This is a genomic window from Mesorhizobium sp. M0088 (assembly GCF_040322895.1).
In the GTDB taxonomy this organism is placed as follows: Bacteria; Pseudomonadota; Alphaproteobacteria; order Rhizobiales; family Rhizobiaceae; genus Mesorhizobium.
This window is the reverse complement of record NZ_JAMYUI010000025.1, coordinates 41,322-60,178: the sequence shown is the minus strand read 5'-3', so window position 1 is coordinate 60,178 and position 18,857 is coordinate 41,322. Positions and strand designations below refer to the sequence as shown.

The window sequence follows — 18,857 nt, the reverse complement described above, 5'->3', positions numbered from 1 at the left end:
GGAACGGTCGAGCATTTGGACGATATCGCTCAATCAAACAGGAAGACGTTAGGTCAGCGCGCTGGCGCTAGACAGGGGGGCGCTTGACCCCTCAGACGATCGCTCGGCTTCTAGCTTCCATGAACGCCGGCCGCCTTCTGGTGGTCTGCGGCGCCGGACTCTCGATGGCGCCGCCCAGCAGCCTGCCGTCGGCTCGCGCGGTCGCCGAGCGGTGCTTCGACAAATACCGTCTCGAATCTGACCCGAACTGCGACATCGGTCTTCGGGACAATCTGGAGGCACTCGCCGAGCACTTTGCGGGCCTCAACTCCCTGCAATCGGTTTTCATCGAACATCTCGTGCCCTGGCCCGCTTTTGTGCGGCCTTCGAATTCAGGCCATGCCGCGATCGCAGATTTTCTCATCACCCGCGCCGCCGTTGCCGGCATATCGAGCAACTACGACACGCTGATCGAGCGACGCGCCTGGGACTACGGCGCGGACTTCCGCGGCTCGCTCGACGGAGACGAAGCTACCGCCGATTCCGTCCGTCAGGCACCCTTGTTGAAATTCCATGGCTGCTCCCAGCGCGATCGGCAAGCCACGGTTTGGGCACCTTCGCAGCTCGACGATCCGACCATCTCGGGGCGGATTGCACGAAGTAAAGTTTGGATGGCTGCCAACCTTCGGCAGAAGGACCTGCTCGTCGTCGGCTTCTGGTCGGATTGGGAATACCTCAACGCCGTGATCGGCGAAGCGCTTATCGACGTGCAGCCCCTGTCGGTGACCGTCATCGACCTCTCTCCGATAAACGCGCTCGAACAGAAGGCCCCGCAACTCTGGCAGATCGCGCACGCACAAAACGTGACGTTCGAACATGTACAAGAGTCGGGAGCTGCGGCGCTCGACGAGCTTCGTCGAGCCTTCTCATCGAACTACCTGCGTCAGGTCCTGGACGCCGGACGAGCCGCCTTCGAACAAGCTACCGGAGTCCAATGTGACCCGGCTTGGATAGACGTCGGAAATTTCGACAGCGAGACCCTTTATGGTCTGAGACGGGATGCCGAGGGCGTCTCGGCGGCAGAGCCGGCCAAGCTCCTGCGTCCGGCAAATCCAGAGGCCCTCGGCTTCTTCCATTTGTTGCTCCGTCAGGCCGGCGCTGTTCAACGCGCCGACGGTTATGATCTGAACGGCCGGAGCATCCGCGTGCTCAACGGGGCGCAATCCATTTTGGGGACGTTACGAGGCAAGTTCGTCGAACCGCCTGCCGCGATGCGGTCCGACATTGTCGTTGCGGTGGGTGCGACCGACTTGGGCGTGCCGGACAATGTCGTGCGCAGCGGACGCACCGGTGATGTCATTCGCCCGGACCCAGCCGGTGAGTGGTACGACCTTCCTGGGGCAAGAGCTGCGTTGGGCATCTGATGGACATCTTAACCCAAGCCGAAATCCTTCTTCGCGACGCCCAGTACGAAACCTGGACGTGGACTGGCTCCGCTGGCCCGGTGACCTGTTACGAAAGCGCGGCGCTGATGGGATTCGTCCACATCTTCGACAGTGCAGATGCTCTCCTCGCCACCTGGAAGGAGAACGAGCAGGTCGCACTCGCTCGGCATGCCGCGTCGTTACGAGGAGCCGGAGCGAAGGCGTGGAACGTCTATTCGGTCTTCCTGACCCCGGATCAAGATGCGCGCCGAGGACGCGAGATCGAGCGCATCGAAGAGAATTTCTCTTTGACCCGAAAGATCGCGAAGGCCTCCATCAACACGCCTGATGACGTTGAGAAGGCGCTGCTCCCGCTGCTGTCGATACGCTCTAAGCCGCTGCTCGGTGCGTCCAACTTCGAAACGAGACTGCGGATAAGGCTGAAGGACATCCCTCCGGATGCGGTTACCGCGTTTCTCGGCGAGACCACGCCGGCAGAGATCGCTCGCATTTTGGGGGCGACCTCATGAGGCTCGATTTTATCGAAGTATGTGGCTTTCGTGGCTTCAGGGATCTCGTCCGGATCAATTTCGGACGGGGCTTCACCGTCATCACCGGTCGTAACGGCGTAGGCAAGAGCACGCTGTGCGATGCGGTCGAGTTCGCAATCACAGGCTCAATCGACAAGTACGCTGTCGAAAAGGCCGCGAAGGAGAGCCTCAGCGATTACCTTTGGTGGCGCGGTGAAGGTGTTCCCAAAGCCCACTACGTGACAGCCTCTTTCGTCGACGACAGCGGCAAGCCTTTCACCATCACGCGGACGCGGGAACGCGGCTCCGATCGCTCACCTGAGGAAATCCAGGCCGCGCTTTGCCAAGGACCTGCACCAGACGACGCACTTCGGCAGCTCACCCGGACGTCGATTATCCGCGACGAATGGATCGCCGCGCTCAGCCTAGATCTCACCGAAACGGAGCGATTCGATCTCGTGCGCTCCGCGCTCGGTGCACTGGAAGGCTCGGAAGCCGGTAGCAGGGCCAAGGAGGTGGTCACTGCTGCCGAAGCCGCGCACACCAAAGACGAAGCCGCCTATGAGGGTGCCCGCTCGCGACTGGCGGACAGACTGACGCAGCAGTCCGAGACACAAGCCGCGCTCAGCCGATCAGGTGACGTGTCCGGCGCGCTTCAGCTGATCGCCGCCGCGGCGCCGGATGCGCCCACCGAGCTGACGGCACGACTGGCTGCAGGTCGAAATGCTCTCGCAAACGGACGAACCCGATTGGCTCGGATGGGCGAAGCGCTTCAACTCGGTCGAGAGGTCGCGGCCGCGCAGGCCGTCTACAACGCTCCGGAGGCTGTTGCTAAGCGCGAGGCAGCGTCAGCAGCGCATGAAGCGGCGCAGCGTGAACACGAGGCCGCACAGCAAGTCGTCTCGGAAGCCGAACAACGCCTCTCGCGGGAAGAAGAGATGGACGCGATGGCGGCGTCGTTGAGCCTTCTCGTTGAACACGGCGAGCGCCTCGGGCTGCACGACGATCATTGCCCGCTATGCGCAGCCCATCGAACATCCGACGAGTTCGCCGCCGGCCTGGCCGCCGCGCGGCAACGGATTACATCACTGGCGTCGGGGGTTCAGGCCGCTCGTAATTCTCTCGCCTCCGCGAAAGAGAACGCGCGGGAACCCAGCCTTACGTTGCAGACAGCCGCCGCCGCAGTCCAAGCCCATGCTGACGAGCTACGGCGTCTGCGCGACCAGGAAGCGGCGCATGTGGCTTTCTACACTCAGTGGGGGATCGATCACCGCTTCATCCAGGATCCTGACGGGCTTGAGCAGGCCATTTCGGCGGAACGCGACCGGCTGATCAACCTCGAGCGCGCGCTACTCGTGTTGGAGGCTTCGCAAGCGGTCTCGCGAATGTCGTCGATCGAAAGCAATATAGCGGCGCTGCGCGCTGAAATCGAGAAGCTGGCACAGGCGGTCAGCCAATCACAAAATGCCGTCACCGCGGCCCGCGAAATCGAACGCTCTGTCAGACGTGTGAGCGCGGAAATCATCGATGAGCGCCTTGCTCAGATCAGTCCGCTGCTCAACGAGCTCTATCAGCGCCTGCGACCGCACGCCGACTGGCGGACAATCGACTACAGCATCCGCGGTGACGTCCGACGTTTCCTAAGCCTCAAGGTGGGCGACGGGCTGAACCCGCAATTCGTCTTCAGCAGCGGTCAGCGTCGCGCAGCCGGCCTCGCTTTCCTTCTCTCGGTTCACCTCGCGCGTGCGTGGACGCCGCTCAGGTCCCTTCTACTCGACGACCCCGTTCAGCACATCGACGATTTCAGAGCCCTTCACCTGGTTGAAGTGCTCGCCGCTCTGCGATTGGACGGGCGCCAGATTATCTGCGCCGTCGAAGACCCCGCGCTGGCCGATCTCTTGTGCCGGCGCTTGGTGAGCACCTCAACGGAGGGAGGCCGGCGCCTGGACATCGACCTTGGACCGCTCGGCGCCACAAGCGTGGTCATCGACCAAGAAATAAATCCGATGCCGGTCGGTGTTTTGCGTGGTGTCGCTACCGCATGAAGGCCGAGAGCGCGCAAATAGATCTTCCGGTGCCGCGCGAACGTCGAGCGCACGGCCCCTGGAGCGATTTGGCGCTCCACACCATCGGCTGGCGCGCGTTTCAGGACCTTTGTTCGCAGGTATGCGAAGTCGTGCTCGGCCGACCCGTAGAGATCTTCCGGGAAGCACAGGACGGCGGCCAGGACGCGGTCTTCCTTATCCCCTCGGGAACGGACGCACCGCCCATCGGCACGGTCCAGTGCAAGCATACGTCCGATGCCATGAGGGCGTTGAAGCTCAGCGATCTCTCCGCCGAGCTTCAGAATGTCGAGGAGCTGGTCAAAGCCGGTCAGGCAGACACCTATGCCTTCATGACGAATATGAGCGTAGATGCGCCTGTCGCGGCGGCGATGCGCGCTAGGCTTCGGGCGCTCGGCGTGCGTAAGCCGCACATTCTTGGTCGCCAGTATATCGTCCGGGTCATCAGAACCAGCGCACGGCTGCGGGCCCTCGTCCCGCAGGTCTACGGTCTAGGCGATCTCACCTCGATCGTGGACGAGCGGCTAAGTGAGCAAAGCCGGGCGCTGCTTGACAGTTGGATTCCAAAGCTCCGCACCTATGTGCCCACAAAAGCCCATCGCGACGCCGTTAACGCCATTTCCAAACACGGCGTAGTGCTGCTGTTGGGCAATCCCTCAAGCGGCAAATCAGCGATCGGCGCGATCGTCTCGACGATCGCTTCAGAAAACCCGGACAACACGGTTCTCGCTTTGACCAGTCCCCGGGATTTCGAGGCTGGCTGGAATCCGAACGATCCGGGCCGTTTCTTCTGGATCGATGACGCCTTCGGCTCGAATGTGCTACGCGACGACTACGTGCAGGACTGGGCGTCGGCTTTCTCGAAGCTGCGGGCCGCGATCAAGCACGGCAACCGCTTCCTCCTGACCTCCCGCAAGCATATCTATGAAGCAGCGCGGCGTCGGCTCGGACAGCGCAACCTCGCCCAATTTGCCGATGCCAGCGCCGTCGTTGATGTCGGCGAGCTGACCTTCGAGGAGAAGGCGCAGATCCTCTATAACCATGTGAATTTCGGCGAGCAGAGCCAGAGCTGGCGATCAAGTGTCAAGCCACATCTAACTGCGGTCGCCGCCGTTGACGACTTTCTTCCTGGGATTGCCGAACGTCTTGGCGATCCGAACTTCACCAAGGGGCTCGCGCCTCGCGAAAGCTCCCTGGTCCGCTTCATGGAAGAGCCGACAGAGCATTTGATCGATACGGTCAACGCCCTGGATGATCAGCTTCAAGCCGCGCTCATCCTGGTTTACGTCCATCAAGCCGGCTTCGATCCCAGCGACTACGATGTGTTGGCCGCCCAGGCGGTCGCGGAGCTGACAGGGTACAGCCTCGCTAAGATTCAGGATTGTTTCGCCGAGTTAAAGGGCTCGTTCCTGAAACTTTCCGGGTCAAAATGGACCTTCGCCCATCCGACGATATCCGATGCGCTGACTGAGATCCTACGTCAGAAGCCGCACATGATGGCGGCGCTCATACGGGGCGCGACGATCGATACCATTCTCAACAGTTTCACGTGCGAGGGCTCGCCTCTCATTCGAGACGCGCTTGTCATCCCCACCACGCTCGACGACGCGCTGGTTGCCCGGCTCGGTCACACCCCCGATGAACGGCATCGAAATTGGATGCTGTTCCACTTCCTGTCCTATCGGGCGAGCGGACCCGTGTTCGCCAAAGCGGTCCAGCAATTTCCAGACTTGCTTCGACGGTCCTGCTGGCAAACCGATCTCGCCGGCAACGACCCCAAGATCGCGGCCCTCGCCCGAGCGCATCACCTCGGCGTCTTACCGGACGAATTGCGCTGGGAGGCAGCCGACACCCTCGAATCTGCCGTGCTCACGAACCTGGATGCTTCCGTCTTCGATGAACCGGAGATGCTGGCGCTCATACCACCCTTGAAACTGGTCGGCATAGGGTTGGCACTGCGAACAACTGTGTTGCCTTCGCTCGAAGAGCGGATCGACGGATCGTTGCCGACGCTGATCTGGACGAGGAGCCTGACAGCCACTTCAAGAAACTTCTTGGTGTACTCGATCGCATTGAGGAGATAGGTGTCGACGCGGACGCAACGGCCCTGATCGACGACGCGCGCGATCAGGTGAAGCAGTCAGTCAAGGGACTGGAGGAGCGCAAGCGCGAGCGGGAGGAAGGCTCAAAAGACGAAGCAGATTGGACGCACATCGTGACGCAAAAGAAAGAGGAAGCTCCGGCTCCCGTTCTGGTCGCAACGAAGCGCTCGGTGTTCGACGATGTCGACAAATAGTGAAGGTGACGGCGAGCGGATGAGCTCGGACCAGTCGGACCCATTGTTGACCGATATCGCGGACGCGAGGCGTCCCCTCCGAGGCGCCGCCGCCGCTCAAGCGGGTTTCGACTATCAGCTCGATGTCTCAATCCTCGCGGCCCTGCAACTTCTCCTCATCTCCAAGGCGGCCACACGCCTCGTGCTCGAACCAGCGAACGAGGAGGATTTAGAAGCGGACCTGGAACCCTACGTGCCAGGACGCTTGCAACCCAGCGCGATCGTCGCAGGCGGGTACAAGCTTGTCGTCCAAGTCAAAATGGACAACGGCGAGCCCTGGTCGATCGAGGATTTCGAAGCCCTGCTCAAGCATGGCTCTGACAAAACGGGGGGCCGCCGAAAAGCACTGCATCATCTCGACGAGCCGAATACTCGCTATCTGCTCGTCACCAATGCCGACGTAAAAGGCATCGCGCGCGGGCTGCTGGTAGAAGGCTTTGAAGAGGTCTCGGACAAGGCAAGCTTTCCGCCGAGCCTGCATACCACGTTGAAAACGTCGCCCGAAGGCCGTGTCGCGATCTGGGGGAAGCTCACCGAGAAACAGCTTGCATCCGATATCCGAACGCTCATGTCGGACCTGTTGCACGTTCCCAAGGTCGAGCAGAAAAATCTCGTTGAAAAGCTGCGTCTCGAAGCCAGGCGGCGGACGCGAGGCAGCACGCCCGGCCTATGGACAAGCGATGACCTTCTCGCAACGGTGCGGGCGCACGGCGGGTTCCTGGCCAGCTCCGCCAGCCTCGAGCATTTCGTTCCTCCTGCGAACTTTGACGAGATGCTGAAGGTCCTGAACGACAAGAGCGCAGTCATCATTCGGGGCCCCTCGGGCACGGGCAAGACGCAGGCGGCGCTGAAGTTGTGCGATATCGCGCGGCGGCGTAATGGTGCGCTGGAGGTCGTCACCGTTGGCGCGGACGATGCGCCGACGAGCGTACGCAAGGTCCTCAATAATGGACCGACACTCTTCTATGTCGATGATCCATGGGGCCAATTCAGCCTTCGCGGGGGCAGCGAAGCTTGGACCGAGCAGTTGCCACGCCTTCTTGCGAAGGCTACGCCGGATCATCAGTTCATCATCACGTCTCGCAGCGACATGATGCAGAGCGCCAAGGTCGGCGATAGCCTTAACACGTGGTCGGTCGAGCTGGATGCGGGCCATTACCGGGACGGTCAACTCCGCGACATTCATGACAACCGCATGGACCAGCTCCCGGCCGCCCTTCAGACCAAGGCCTATGCGTTTCGCAATGAGGCGCTCGACAGGCTTGGCACTCCGCTTGAGATCGAGCTGTACTTCGCGCACATGCAAACCGGCCCTGATGTCGGCGAAGAAGACCATGTTTTCTTCCGCCGGCTGCTCGAACTGGCGCAGCGCGATGCGGTGGAAGGTGTTGTCCTCAGAGCGCTATCGTCAATCGACACTTGCGGCACGTCAGCCATCGTTTGGGCACTCCTGGCGGCACGCGGTCAGTTTGACCGCAGCCGTCTCCACCCTCTTCAGCGCGCGCTACGCGGGCTTGATCGCGCACTCGGCGACGGCCTAGACCGTCTCATAGACCGCATGGTCGCGGCCCGCCATTTGCGTCAGCCGGCCCGCACCATCGCCTTTGCTCATCCCAGCGTCCGACAAGGTTTCGAAGCCTACGCCAAGGACAACTGGGGCCAGAGCGGGTCCGCGATCGAGACTCTGATCGCCGCGCTCGTTCAGTTGCCGCCGGCGCATCGCGATTGGGGCTTGGAAACCGCCGCCCGAGTTTTTGAAGTGACGCGCTCGTTCGCTCGCCGCGATGACGTCGATCAAACCTTCCAGATTGACTCCGGCAGCCAGGAAGCGATCGATGTCTGGCTGGACGAAAGCCTCATGGATCCAGCTTCACAGTTCGCGCCCTTGCTGGAGCTGGCTTCGGAAGTAGGTAGCGACGCGTCCATACCGAGCCGCGTGGCTCGATGGTTGTTGAAGGGCACGCAGCGGGGAGCTTCTTTCTTCGTCCGTAACTGGCAACCGCCGGTCTTCGACGATGCCTGGTACGACACCGTGTCAGCAAGCCCGCTTGCGGCCCAAGTCGCTGAGCGATTTATCCGTGAGCAGCTTGGCTTCGACCGAGGGAATTACGGACCGGGATTCGCCAAGCGACTCGATCGCTTCGCACCCAATCTGACCTCCGCCTATCACGAGGCCGCGCGCCAAATGGTCGGCAACGGTTTCGAGCTCAATGCCGACGCCGTCGCGGCCGGCGCGGTGCGCGACCTAAATGGATTTGAGAGCGTCGTGCTGGCCGCGCTGGATGACCTCGCGAGCATCCACCGCCAGCACCTTCAGGGCGGCCGGGAGGAGTGGCGCGCGATCGAGGACGGTGAACGGGATCATGCCGTCGAAGAGGCCGCGCAGTCGAGCCATGAAGGCGACGGCTACACTTCCGGTGTTTTCATCGACGCCTATGTCCGCCAGCTTCGCGGAGAGGGCCGCTGGCTGGTCCTTGCCAACCATCCGCGGGTCACAGAGTTGGTCCGCGCCTGGTCGCAGGCGCTCATGACGTCCGCCGGGCCGGAGAACGAAAATGAGCTTCGAGCTATCCTCGCGGCCGGCAAGGAGACCGATGACGAGCCAAATGTCTGGGCAGCAGTACGGGAGCACTGGCACGCGGCCCTGGAGCCTGTACTTGCGGCGCGGATCGCCTCTGTCCCCTCTGAAGTGGACCTGCGTGACGAACTTGCGCTCACTGCTTTGAAAGTCGCGCCAAATGCACTGATCGCCGCGTTCCAGGTGAATGGCGAGCAGCCTGATCGACAAATCACCCTGCTCACAGCCATGCAGCGTGTTCGCCGGCGGCTTGGAAAACACAGCCATGCCAAGCTGAGGCGCATCACTGATGCACTTCCCAACGAATTCGAGGATATTCTAAGTGCCCTTCCTACCACGAAGCGAAAAGCTCGCTCGGTCAATGGTCCGGCGCTAGCGCTCCTGACGGGCTGTGCATCGCAACTCGATGCAGAAGCCCTTGATCTCGTGGTGCCGGTCATCATCGAAAGCAGAGGCGACGCCTCGCCGGCTATTGCTCAATGGCTGACAATTGCCGACCGCAGGGAGCATGCGGTCAGTGCGACCGAGGCGGCGATTGCAATTGACGATGCCACCCTTGTTCAAACGGCGCTGCGGCACCAGCGCGCCGATGCGCGCCGTGCGGCCCTGCTTCATCTGGCGCCAACACTCCCCGACCCTTTGCCGCCGGCGATCCTCGCAATGGCATCCGATCCCGGTAGCCGCGTTCGCCGCGCTCTGGTCGCTCTCCTCGCAGAACGGCCGCACCCGGATCACCTCAAAGTGCTATTGGCCTTGATCCATGACACTTGGTCAAGCGCTGGGCCGTACCACAACGAGCCCGAAAGCTTTGATATCGCGCAAGAAGCCGTCGTCGCCCTCGCCACCAACGGTCCATTATCGGATGCAGTCGGCGATGCGCTTCTCGATCTTGCCAACACGACGGTAGACCGAACGCTCAGCCAAAACGCCCTGATCGTCGCAGCGCATTCCTGCAGCGCCGGAATTCAGCAAAAGATCTCGAATCTCGTGAACATCCCGGAAGCGCGCTGGATTCGGCTCGACGCCCTTGATGCCTTGGCCGATGCAGTTTCTGTGGACCCCAGCATTGTCGCGCGCCTGACACCCGCGTTTCTACTCAGGTCGCCGCCAATCCTCGCGGCACCGGCGGCTCATCTCATCGGCGCCCATGCTCCGCCGGAAACTGCCCTTAAACTCTTCGAGCGGGTCGCCAGCTCGAACAAGCGACGCGCTCTGCTGCTGGTCGGGGCTAACGCCATGGCCAGGCGTGACCGGACGACTGCCGAGCGAATTATTGATCTGTTGGAGCCCGATCATCCTGGGCGTCAATTGTTGACAGCGGTCGAACCTCTCCCCGCCTCCATCCTGGACGATCTTGGCAAGGTTCAACTACGAGAGGCTGTTCGAAAGCGGCTAGGTGATCGCATTGCGGACTCTTGACTCTGAGCATCTAGGTCTGCTGCATCGAGTTCGAACGTCGCTTCCTACCACGACTTGGCGTTCGCGAGTGGAATGTCGATGCTGCCAAAATCAAGCGGCGCGAACGTCCGCTCCTGGCATGCGGGCCGACCGTCTCTGCCGACCGAAATGGGGCGCTTGGCCGACAGCCAACTAGCATCAGCCTTTCGCTCGCGCTATTTCTGAAGCCGTGGCAAAAATTCTATATCTCGATCAGAATGCATGGGTATCGCTGGCGCGCGGCGCCTGGGACAAGGCTAGTTATCCTCAGGATCACGCAAGGCTGGCGAAAGTCGTCGAGGCGCTTCTGCAACGGTGCTTCATCGTCCCGCTCAGTTTTGCCAATATCTACGAGACCTCGAAGATCAATGACCCTGTTCGTCGTGCCAACATGGCGCGAATCCAAGTCACAATCAGCCGCGGCCAGGTCTTTCGGAGCCGCCGCCGAATATTGGGTGAGACGCTCGCCGCATATCTGGCCGACAAGTTTAAGATCGCGCGCGAACCGCCGGAGGAGGAGCGCTGGTTCCTGTCCGACTTATGGTTCGAAGCGGTCGCCGATTATTCGCCCGATACGTTCGGCTTTGCGATATCGGACGCAGTTCTCGACTACATGCGCTCCGATCCTGCCAGGATGCTGTTCGACCATCTAACCGCCAGCGATGAGGATGTGAGGCGGGAAGGTGTTAGGCGCTTTAGCGCTGGCTCGACCGATCTGGTTGCAGGAATCGAAGCACGGCGGGCTATTGTGGCGTCCGACACCTTGGCGCTGCGAAAACGCGCTTACGGCGCACGTCTAATAATCGACGAACTCGATTTCATTCTTGCAACCGGCCGAAGACTTGGGTTGGACTGGAATGGTGTTCGCGACGTAGGATCGTCGCTGGTCCGCAGTATCTTAGTTGACGTGCCGATCCTCGCGACCGAGAGAGAATTGGCTGTCCGACTCGAGGATCAGGCGAAGTCGATAGCAGAAAACGACCTACGCGACATGTCAGCGTTCGCCACAGTCTTGCCCCTCGCTGATATCGTCGTCGGCGAAAAGACGTTCGTGAATCTTGCCCTGCAAGCACGGCTGGACAAGATTTATGGCACGCAGCTTCTAACCTCTATCGACGAGCTTTGATCGGCGGAGGCAGATTGTCGTGCTGCAGAGCTGCTTTCGTCCCAAGGCCGACGCAGCAATCGTCGCTTCGTAACTGGTCTGGTGGTGCCAACCCGCCATGCATCTCACATCAGTCCTACAGTCTGCATAGGTTGTGTAAATATCGGAGATGAGGCGCAAAGCCGCCGCTCGCTCGCAACGGCGCCGTGGAGGCGCGCGCGCGCGGCTATTTGCAGGCTCTAGTCCGAATGACCATTCTTCGATTTACGAATTAGAGCTTCCGGCTCCATTCCGAGCGCGTCGGCAATGCGCCCGAGAACCGTGACACTCGCCGACACATCAGCGCGTTCAATCGCCCCTATGTACCGAGAGCTCAAACCCGAACGCTCTGCTAATTCCTCTTGGGTCAGATTCCGCCTGTTTCGGGCGTGCCGCAAATTGACGGCGAAAATTTCCTTTAGGTCCATCCCGAGAGATAACTCGTGAATGGAACGATCATTCCAGGAACGATAGTTCCTATTCGCAGTTTTGTATGCTATGAAGTGAACCCCGTTCGTCAGCATGATGGTCATCTGAAATGAATGACGCCTCCGAGGTTCCAGTCGACAGCGGCCGCTCTCTTGATCTCGTTCTTGCCCTCTGGGCCGCGTGGAAACAGGCTCGATATGTTTCGCTGATGCTATGTCGAGTGCAGCAGCGATTGGAGGCGCGAATGATGGTCGATACCGGAATTCAGGTATTGACTGCAGGCGCGTCCGCGCCGCATCGAAGATCAGCAGCGACGTCCGACGCAGCCTCTAGATACGCCATAGCTTGCGAAGCCGAAGTTCTTGCCATGACCGACGCGCTCAAACTTCAGGATGAAATGCCCGACCTCCGGTCCTCATCACTCCTCGGCATTGTTGCTAAGTTGGAAATGATTGCTGGCGCCGACAGGGATATCGATGACCCCACCGATTTCCCATGGCCGCATATCGCGTCCGTCCTAAAGGATTTGAAGGCAATCACAGGGGATCTACATCGCAGTCGACCGGACCGCACCATTACGCGTGCTGAGGTGGCGAGATATTGGAAGGAAGCCACCAAGTTTGTGACGGCGCTTTCGGACGGAGGTCCCCAGCGGAATTCGCCTCTCTCGTGAACTTTGCATCGCCATCGTAGGCGTAGGCCCCCAGGCCAGGTGCACCTCTTCCTTGGTGGATGGTGCGGATAGGAGCAGGTTGGAAAGCTTAGCGACGCCCCGCAACGAGCTTCGTGATATACTCAGTGGCGAAAACACATCGCCGTCCAACCTCGTTCGGTTGACCCCTGTCCGATTTATGCGCTGCGGCGTGCCAATTGCACGATTGATGGCACGCCTCTCTTTGCTCGTCGCGGGTCATCGCGATGCTAGCTCTCGTGAAGCCGGCACCAGACAAAGGCAATGGTTCTTCCCTCATCGAAACCGCCGCTGCGGTAGCGCCGGAAGAGCTTCGCAAAGCCATGCTTGAGTTCGTCGAAGCGCTCGCCATCGCCGATGCCAGGCGCGATCATCTCGTCGCTATTGGCTGTTTGCTTGACCGAAGTTCCGAAATTGATTCGGATCACCCGCAGAAGGCATCCAAGATATGACGCGAGCCGCTATTTACGCTCGTTTTTCGACCGAGCTTCAAAACGAAAAGTCCACTGAAGACCAAATTGCCCTTTGCAGCGCTTATGCAGTTCGCAACAGTCTAGATGTCGTTGCCGTCTATGCGGATAAAGCGCGCTCCGGAGCGTCGTTGTTCGGTCGCGACGGACTCCTGACTTTGCTGGAGGCCGCAGGCCAAAAAACGTTTGATGTGGTAGTCGTCGAAGCACTTGACCGCCTTTCACGCGACATGGCGGATCTCGCGGGTCTTCATAAGCGGCTCTCTTTTCTCGGTATCGAAATCCAGGCAGTTCATGATGGTATCGCCGATGCGGTCCTTATCGGTATTCGTGGACTGGTCGGTCAAATGCAGAGGGAGGATGGCGCCAAGAAGGTGCGGAGGGGCATGGCTGGCGTCGTTCGTGACGGACGTCATGCGGGAGGCCGGGCCTATGGCTATCGACCTGTGTTGGGCCGCCCAGGCGAACTGGAGATCGTAAAACAAGAGGCAGAAGTTATCCGGCGCATTTTCGACGCCTATTCGGTCGGTCGAACCCCACGAGACCTAGCTGGTGATCTCAACCGTGATGGGATAGCGCCACCCCGAGGAACACGATGGAACGGTTCCACCATCAATGGAAATGCGCAACGCGGGGTGGGGCTGCTTTTTAACGAACTCTACGTTGGTCGGATCGTATGGAACAAGGTCCGAATGGTGAAGAACCCCGATACTGGCAAGCGCGTCTCCAGGCCAAATCCGAAGGACCAGTGGCAGACGAAAGAAGTTCCGCAATTGCGGATTGTCGATGACGAAGTTTGGCAGAAGGCACAGGCACTCAAGGTCGCCAGGGTGAATGCATCCTCTCATATCAAACGTCGCCCGGCGCACCTGTTATCCGGTCTACTTCGTTGCGGCATCTGCGGATCGGGCATGTCGGTTCACGATCGTGACAAGACGGGCAAAACGCGTATCAGGTGCTCCGCCGTTCGTGAAAGCGGGAGCTGCTCCAACCGGCGCATTATTTACCTGCCCGAGATCGAGAGGGCAGTCCTCGATGGCATGTGCGAGCAGCTGAAAGCGCCGGACCTGATCGAGGCATACATCCGCAAATATAACCAGGAGCGCCGAGAATTGGCGGCACGGGCGAACTCGATGCGCTCAGCGCTAGAAGGCAAGCGCGATCGGGTAAAAGCCGAACTTCAGCGGACGATCGACCTTGTGATCAGGGGCGTGATTGCTGAAGAGGATGCCAAGCAGCGGATCGCAGAACTCAAGACACAGCTTTCTCTGGTCGAGGGGCAATTCGGTGGTCTCGATGAGCCGCCATCAGCCGTGGCTCTTCACCCGGTCACCTTGCAGCGGTATGTCAAAACCGTCGATGATCTTTCAACCGCGTTGGCCGACCACGCGACTGCTCCAGATGATCGTGGCCCGCTCATTCGAAATTTTCGGCAGCTTGTTCACAGCGTTACGGTGCACCCAAAACCTGCACGCGAAGGCTTCGAGATCGAGGTCAAGGGCAAGCTTGCCGCCCTTATTGGCGGAGCAGCGTTCCCTACCGCACGGCACACAGCAAAGTCCGCCTCCCTAGCCGGCCGCTATGACGCGGCCGTCGGACACGATAGTGGGTTTGAAGTGGTAGCGGGAGAGGGACTTGAACCCCCGACCCCAGGATTATGATTCCCGTGCTCTAACCAACTGAGCTACCCCGCCAGGGCGGCGAAAGGCCCGAAATCCGCCTCAAATCGAAAGGCATGTCGGGGGCGTTCGCCAAGGTCGCGCGGATATAAGGTTGGGAGGGTGAGCCTGTCAAGCTTCGAAGCAACCGGCTTGCCGGCTTATCGTCATTATCGAAAAGCTTTGCCGCGCGGACATTTGGTTGCCGCCGCCGGGGTTGAGTTCGAAGGGGCACGTCGCTATGTCTCGGCCACGAGTTTTTAGAGTTTGAAACAGATGAAGCCGCGCATAGCAGTCCTCGGTTGCGGATACTGGGGCAGCAACCACATCCGCACTCTCAAGGCGCTCGGCGCGCTGTACGCGGTCTCCGACACCAACCGGGCCCGCGCAGAAGGCTTCGCCAGCGAGCAGGACTGCCTGGCGATCGAGCCGGACCAGTTGTTCGTGCGTGACGATATCGACGCCATCGTCATGGCGCTGCCGCCGCAATTCCATGCCGACCTTGCCGTGCGTGCCGTCACGGCCGGCAAGGACGTGCTGGTGGAAAAGCCGATCGCTCTGACTGTGGCGGATGCCGAGCGTGCGGTGCAGGCGGCCAAGGACAATGGCCGCGTCTTCATGGTCGGCCATGTCCTGCGGTTCCACCCCGCCTTCGAGACGCTGAAAGGGCTGATCGACAAGGGCGAGCTCGGCGAAGTCCGCTACATCCACTCGCACCGGCTCGGCCTCGGCAAGTTCCACACAGAGAACGACGCGCTGTGGGATCTGGCGCCGCACGATCTGTCGATGATCCTGGCGATCACCGGCACGGAGCCGATCGAGGTGCGCGGCGAGGGGGCCGCTCTGCTCGACAATCTCAGCGACTTCGCGCATCTGCACATGCGCTTCCCCAACGGCCTGCGCAGCCATCTCTTCACCTCGCGTCTCAATCCCTATCGCGAGCGGCGGCTGACCGTGGTCGGCACCAAGGCGATGGCGGTGTTCGACGATGTCGAGCCATGGGAACGCAAGCTTGCCGTCTACCGCCATGCAGTGTGGCAGGACAGCGGCCAATGGGCCTTCACCACCAATGAGCCATCCTATGTCGCGGTTGCCCAGGGCATGCCGCTGACACGCGAGCTGGAGCATTTCATCCAGTGCATCGAGACGCGTGCCGAACCGCGTACCAGCGGCGAGGAAGCGATCAGGGTGCTGCGCATCCTGACCGCCGGCACGGTCACCCACACCAAGTCGAATTCCTGAAGCGCGGATTATTTATTCGGCGGGAATCTTATTCGGCAGGTATCTTATTCGGCAGGTATCTGGGCCGGCCTGGCGGCAAGCCGGGTCAGCATCGCCTCGGCCTCGGCGCCACGCTCCGAACGCTCGATGAAGCCGCCGCCGAACACGCGAGCTTCGTTGCCGTCATCGGAGTAGAGCACGCAGGCCTGGCCCGGCGCGATGCCGGATTCGCCGTCGACCAGTTCCACCCATGTGGCACCGGCACGATGATGCAGCACGGCCGGGCGCGGCGGCCGCGTCGAGCGGACCTTGGCGAACAGCTCCAGGCCGCCTGCAGGGACGTCTGTGAGCGGTCCGTCGCCCAGCCAGTTCATATTGCGCAGATAGATCTTGTGCGTCTCCAGCGCCTCGCGCGGGCCAACCACGACGCGAGCGCGGTCGGCATCGAGGTGGACGACGTAAAGCGGCTCGCCGGAAGCGATGCCGATGCCGCGGCGCTGGCCGATCGTGTAGCGCAGGATACCCTCATGGCGGCCGAGCACGCGGCCGTCGATGTGGACGATGTCGCCCGGATTGGCCGCAGTTGGCTTCAGCTTGGCGATGATGTCGGAATACTTGCCCTGCGGCACGAAGCAGATGTCCTGGCTGTCCTGCTTGGCGGCAACCGCCAGCCCCATCTCCTCGGCGATGGCGCGAACCTGAGGCTTCGACAGGCTGCCGAGGGGAAAGCGCAGATAATCGATCTGTGCCTGCGTGGTGGCGAACAGGAAATAACTCTGGTCACGGTCGGCGTCGACCGGCCTGTAGAGCGCGCGGTGGGCGCCGTTGGCGCCGGAACGGATGTAGTGGCCGGTGGCCAGCGCGTCGGCGCCGAGCTCCTTGGCGGTGGCCAGCAGGTCGGCGAACTTCACCGTCTGGTTGCAGGAAACGCACGGGATCGGCGTCTCGCCGGCGACATAGCTCTCGGCGAAGGGATCGATGACCGCCTTGCGGAAGCGTTCCTCGTAGTCGAGCACATAATGGGGGATGCCGAGCGTCTCGGAGACACGGCGGGCATCGTCGATGTCCTGCCCGGCGCAGCATGAGCCGGCCCGGTGCGTCGCCGCGCCGTGGTCGTAGAGCTGCAAGGTGACGCCGACGACGTCGTAGCCCTCGCGTTTCAGCAGGCCTGCGACGACAGAGGAATCGACGCCGCCCGACATGGCGACGACGATGCGGGTGTTTTCGGGACGTCCGGGAAGATCGAGACTGTTCATGATGCTTTCGTTCTGCGCGGCGCCTCAATGCCAATGTCGAGAATATAGGTCAAGCTTTACCGGCGCGCCAGCGTGCAGGGCGATTCACCGGTTGCGGCCGATCTTCGCCAAGTGATGCATTTTCCCCGGCAAATCAGCGTTTGCGGGCAGATGTTTCAAATGCCGGCGAAAAGACTAACGCGGCGTTCATGATCCTTACCTAGTCATTAGGGTCTGCTTAGGCAATTTTTAAAGCTGTGGCGGTAACGTGGCGGGGATTGGGTCTTTGAGTTTTTTGTAGAGAGTACGATGACCGATCTGGTTAGACCGAGAGTCAAATATGTTATCGGGCCTGACGGCAGCCCTCTTACGATTGCCGATCTGCCGCCGACCAATACACGTCGTTGGGTTATCCGGCGTAAGGCGGAAGTGGTTGCGGCCGTGCGCGGCGGGCTTTTGAGCCTGGACGAGGCATGCCAACGCTACAAGCTCACCACCGAGGAATTCCTGTCCTGGCAGGCGTCGATCGACGAATATGGCCTTGCCGGGCTGCGCACGACACGCATCCAGCAATACCGGCACTGACATTGCAAATTTAGACGAAGGGCGCGGCTAACCCCGCGCCCTTCTGTTTTCACCGTTCCCGCTCAGAGCGATAGCACAACCTTGCCGATCGGCTTGGTGGCGAGGAAGGCGTGAGCGGCCCCCGCCTGGTCCAGCGGGAAGCTCTTCGCCACATGGACGGCGAGCTTGTTGGCATCGATCAACCGAGCCAGTTCCACCAGGCCCTCCCTGTCGGGAACGACGGACATACGCTCGACCCGAATGTCTCGCGCGCCGGCCTGGGTCCTGGTGTTGTCGCCGACATCGAGCAATGACACCAAAACGCCGCCACGCCTGAGCACCTTCAGCGAGCGTTGGGCGTGGTCGCCGCCCATTGGATCCAGCACCAGATCGATGTCGCGAACCTGATCGGTGAAATCGCCCTTGGTGTAGTCGATGACCTCGTCGGCGCCGAGTTCGCGGACGAAATCGAGCTTGCCCGGGCTGGCCGTGGCGACAACGTAGGCGCCGCGCGCCTTGGCGATCTGCACCGCCAGATGACCGACGCCGCCGGCTCCCGCATGCACCAATACGCGCTGCCCCGATTTCAGCCCGCCGTGGCGAACAAGCCCTTGCCAGGCGGTGAGGCCCGCCAGCGGCAAGGCGCCTGCCTTGAGGTGGTCCGCGCCCTTCGGCTTCAGTGCGATTTGATCGGCAGGTACGGCAGCAAACTCAGCATAGGCCGCCGCTTGCTTGGGGAAGCGCGGCATGCCGAACACCTCGTCGCCGATCTTGAAGCCGGTGACGCCGGCGCCGAGTGCTTCGACAGTTCCCGAGATATCCCAACCCAGGATGAAGGGCGGCTCGCCGAGCAAGGGGTAGTAGCCGGCACGGACGGCGCCGTCGACCGGATTGATGCCCGCGGCCTTGACGCGAACCAGCACTTCGCCGGCCTCTGGCGTGGAATCCGGCTGATCGGCGATGACAAGGACGTCGGGTCCGCCGACGGAATTCTGGATAACGGCACGCATTGAGATGTCTCCTGCTTGATTTGGCGCCACTATCATTTGGATAGTAATATTCCCTTGTCCAGTATGTACCTTCCTGATATATACGCACC

Annotated in this window: 15 protein-coding genes and 1 tRNA gene; 12 read left to right on the top strand and 4 right to left on the bottom strand. The window is 61.0% G+C overall.

Annotation, left to right across the window (positions count from 1 at the left end):
• Positions 1-119 precede the first annotated feature (119 nt).
• The 7 genes from NKJ67_RS26615 (at position 120) to NKJ67_RS26585 (ending at position 11,472) form a co-directional block, all read left to right on the top strand.
• Positions 120-1,403, top strand: a complete 1,284-nt coding sequence (locus NKJ67_RS26615) for an SIR2 family protein (protein WP_352584079.1) — start codon at positions 120-122, stop codon at positions 1,401-1,403.
• Positions 1,403-1,933 (top strand): hypothetical protein, encoded by a 531-nt coding sequence (locus NKJ67_RS26610; protein ID WP_352584077.1) that lies wholly within the window; start codon positions 1,403-1,405, stop codon positions 1,931-1,933. The genes NKJ67_RS26615 and NKJ67_RS26610 overlap by 1 nt, the downstream gene beginning before the upstream one ends.
• The gene (locus NKJ67_RS26605; protein WP_352584075.1) at positions 1,930-3,978 is read left to right on the top strand and encodes an ATP-binding protein; all 2,049 of its coding nucleotides are present in this window, start codon (positions 1,930-1,932) and stop codon (positions 3,976-3,978) included. Before NKJ67_RS26610 ends, NKJ67_RS26605 begins: the two co-directional genes overlap by 4 nt.
• Positions 3,975-6,080 (top strand): nSTAND3 domain-containing NTPase, encoded by a 2,106-nt coding sequence (locus NKJ67_RS26600; RefSeq protein ID WP_352584073.1) that lies wholly within the window; start codon positions 3,975-3,977, stop codon positions 6,078-6,080. Before NKJ67_RS26605 ends, NKJ67_RS26600 begins: the two co-directional genes overlap by 4 nt.
• Positions 6,081-6,127: 47 nt before the next feature.
• Positions 6,128-6,292 (top strand): hypothetical protein, encoded by a 165-nt coding sequence (locus NKJ67_RS26595; protein ID WP_352584071.1) that lies wholly within the window; start codon positions 6,128-6,130, stop codon positions 6,290-6,292.
• A 46-nt stretch (positions 6,293-6,338) separates the two neighbouring features.
• Positions 6,339-10,328 (top strand): nSTAND3 domain-containing NTPase, encoded by a 3,990-nt coding sequence (locus NKJ67_RS26590; RefSeq protein WP_352584069.1) that lies wholly within the window; start codon positions 6,339-6,341, stop codon positions 10,326-10,328.
• Between the two features lie 208 nt (positions 10,329-10,536).
• Positions 10,537-11,472 carry a hypothetical protein gene (locus tag NKJ67_RS26585; RefSeq protein WP_352584067.1) on the top strand — a complete coding sequence of 312 codons (936 nt, stop codon included), beginning with the start codon at positions 10,537-10,539 and terminating at the stop codon, positions 11,470-11,472.
• A gap of 218 nt (positions 11,473-11,690) precedes the next feature.
• Here the strand turns inward: NKJ67_RS26585 and NKJ67_RS26580 are convergent, their stop codons facing one another.
• Positions 11,691-11,918 carry a helix-turn-helix domain-containing protein gene (locus NKJ67_RS26580; RefSeq protein WP_352584158.1) on the bottom strand — a complete coding sequence of 76 codons (228 nt, stop codon included), beginning with the start codon at positions 11,916-11,918 and terminating at the stop codon, positions 11,691-11,693.
• A 110-nt stretch (positions 11,919-12,028) separates the two neighbouring features.
• Between NKJ67_RS26580 and NKJ67_RS26575 the strand changes: the two genes are divergently transcribed.
• From NKJ67_RS26575 to NKJ67_RS26565, 3 genes are all read left to right on the top strand, one after another.
• The gene (locus NKJ67_RS26575; protein ID WP_352584065.1) at positions 12,029-12,592 is read left to right on the top strand and encodes a hypothetical protein; all 564 of its coding nucleotides are present in this window, start codon (positions 12,029-12,031) and stop codon (positions 12,590-12,592) included.
• Between the two features lie 257 nt (positions 12,593-12,849).
• Positions 12,850-13,062, top strand: a complete 213-nt coding sequence (locus NKJ67_RS26570; RefSeq protein ID WP_352584063.1) for a hypothetical protein — start codon at positions 12,850-12,852, stop codon at positions 13,060-13,062.
• Positions 13,059-14,741, top strand: coding sequence for a recombinase family protein (locus NKJ67_RS26565; protein ID WP_352584156.1), 1,683 nt, complete (start codon positions 13,059-13,061; stop codon positions 14,739-14,741). Before NKJ67_RS26570 ends, NKJ67_RS26565 begins: the two co-directional genes overlap by 4 nt.
• Here the strand turns inward: NKJ67_RS26565 and NKJ67_RS26560 are convergent.
• Positions 14,698-14,774: transfer RNA gene (locus NKJ67_RS26560), tRNA-Met, on the bottom strand. The two genes, NKJ67_RS26565 and NKJ67_RS26560, sit on opposite strands and share 44 nt — an antisense overlap.
• 240 nt (positions 14,775-15,014) lie before the next feature.
• Between NKJ67_RS26560 and NKJ67_RS26555 the strand changes: the two genes are divergently transcribed.
• The gene (locus NKJ67_RS26555) at positions 15,015-15,980 is read left to right on the top strand and encodes a Gfo/Idh/MocA family protein (protein WP_127268012.1); all 966 of its coding nucleotides are present in this window, start codon (positions 15,015-15,017) and stop codon (positions 15,978-15,980) included.
• A 44-nt stretch (positions 15,981-16,024) separates the two neighbouring features.
• On the opposite strand, the gene mnmA is transcribed toward NKJ67_RS26555, so the two are convergent.
• Positions 16,025-17,215 (bottom strand): tRNA 2-thiouridine(34) synthase MnmA, encoded by a 1,191-nt coding sequence (gene mnmA / locus NKJ67_RS26550; protein ID WP_127381819.1) that lies wholly within the window; start codon positions 17,213-17,215, stop codon positions 16,025-16,027.
• A gap of 288 nt (positions 17,216-17,503) precedes the next feature.
• Between mnmA and sciP the strand changes: the two genes are divergently transcribed.
• Positions 17,504-17,779, top strand: a complete 276-nt coding sequence (gene sciP, locus NKJ67_RS26545; protein ID WP_013529904.1) for a CtrA inhibitor SciP — start codon at positions 17,504-17,506, stop codon at positions 17,777-17,779.
• 62 nt (positions 17,780-17,841) lie between these two features.
• Here the strand turns inward: sciP and NKJ67_RS26540 are convergent, their stop codons facing one another.
• Positions 17,842-18,768, bottom strand: a complete 927-nt coding sequence (locus tag NKJ67_RS26540; protein ID WP_352584060.1) for an NADP-dependent oxidoreductase — start codon at positions 18,766-18,768, stop codon at positions 17,842-17,844.
• Between the last annotated feature and the right edge of the window lie 89 nt (positions 18,769-18,857).

Excerpts from the sequence above, each read along its gene's own strand:
- NKJ67_RS26615 (WP_352584079.1), top strand. The coding sequence starts at position 120 with ATGAACGCCGGCCGCCTTCTGGTGGTCTGCGGCGCCGGACTCTCGATG.
- NKJ67_RS26610 (WP_352584077.1), top strand. The coding sequence starts at position 1,403 with ATGGACATCTTAACCCAAGCCGAAATCCTTCTTCGCGACGCCCAGTAC.
- NKJ67_RS26605 (WP_352584075.1), top strand. The coding sequence starts at position 1,930 with ATGAGGCTCGATTTTATCGAAGTATGTGGCTTTCGTGGCTTCAGGGAT.
- NKJ67_RS26600 (WP_352584073.1), top strand. The coding sequence starts at position 3,975 with ATGAAGGCCGAGAGCGCGCAAATAGATCTTCCGGTGCCGCGCGAACGT.
- NKJ67_RS26580 (WP_352584158.1), bottom strand. The coding sequence starts at position 11,918 with ATGGACCTAAAGGAAATTTTCGCCGTCAATTTGCGGCACGCCCGAAAC.
- NKJ67_RS26575 (WP_352584065.1), top strand. The coding sequence starts at position 12,029 with ATGAATGACGCCTCCGAGGTTCCAGTCGACAGCGGCCGCTCTCTTGAT.
- NKJ67_RS26565 (WP_352584156.1), top strand. The coding sequence starts at position 13,059 with ATGACGCGAGCCGCTATTTACGCTCGTTTTTCGACCGAGCTTCAAAAC.
- NKJ67_RS26555 (WP_127268012.1), top strand. The coding sequence starts at position 15,015 with ATGAAGCCGCGCATAGCAGTCCTCGGTTGCGGATACTGGGGCAGCAAC.
- mnmA (WP_127381819.1), bottom strand. The coding sequence starts at position 17,215 with ATGAACAGTCTCGATCTTCCCGGACGTCCCGAAAACACCCGCATCGTC.
- sciP (WP_013529904.1), top strand. The coding sequence starts at position 17,504 with ATGACCGATCTGGTTAGACCGAGAGTCAAATATGTTATCGGGCCTGAC.
- NKJ67_RS26540 (WP_352584060.1), bottom strand. The coding sequence starts at position 18,768 with ATGCGTGCCGTTATCCAGAATTCCGTCGGCGGACCCGACGTCCTTGTC.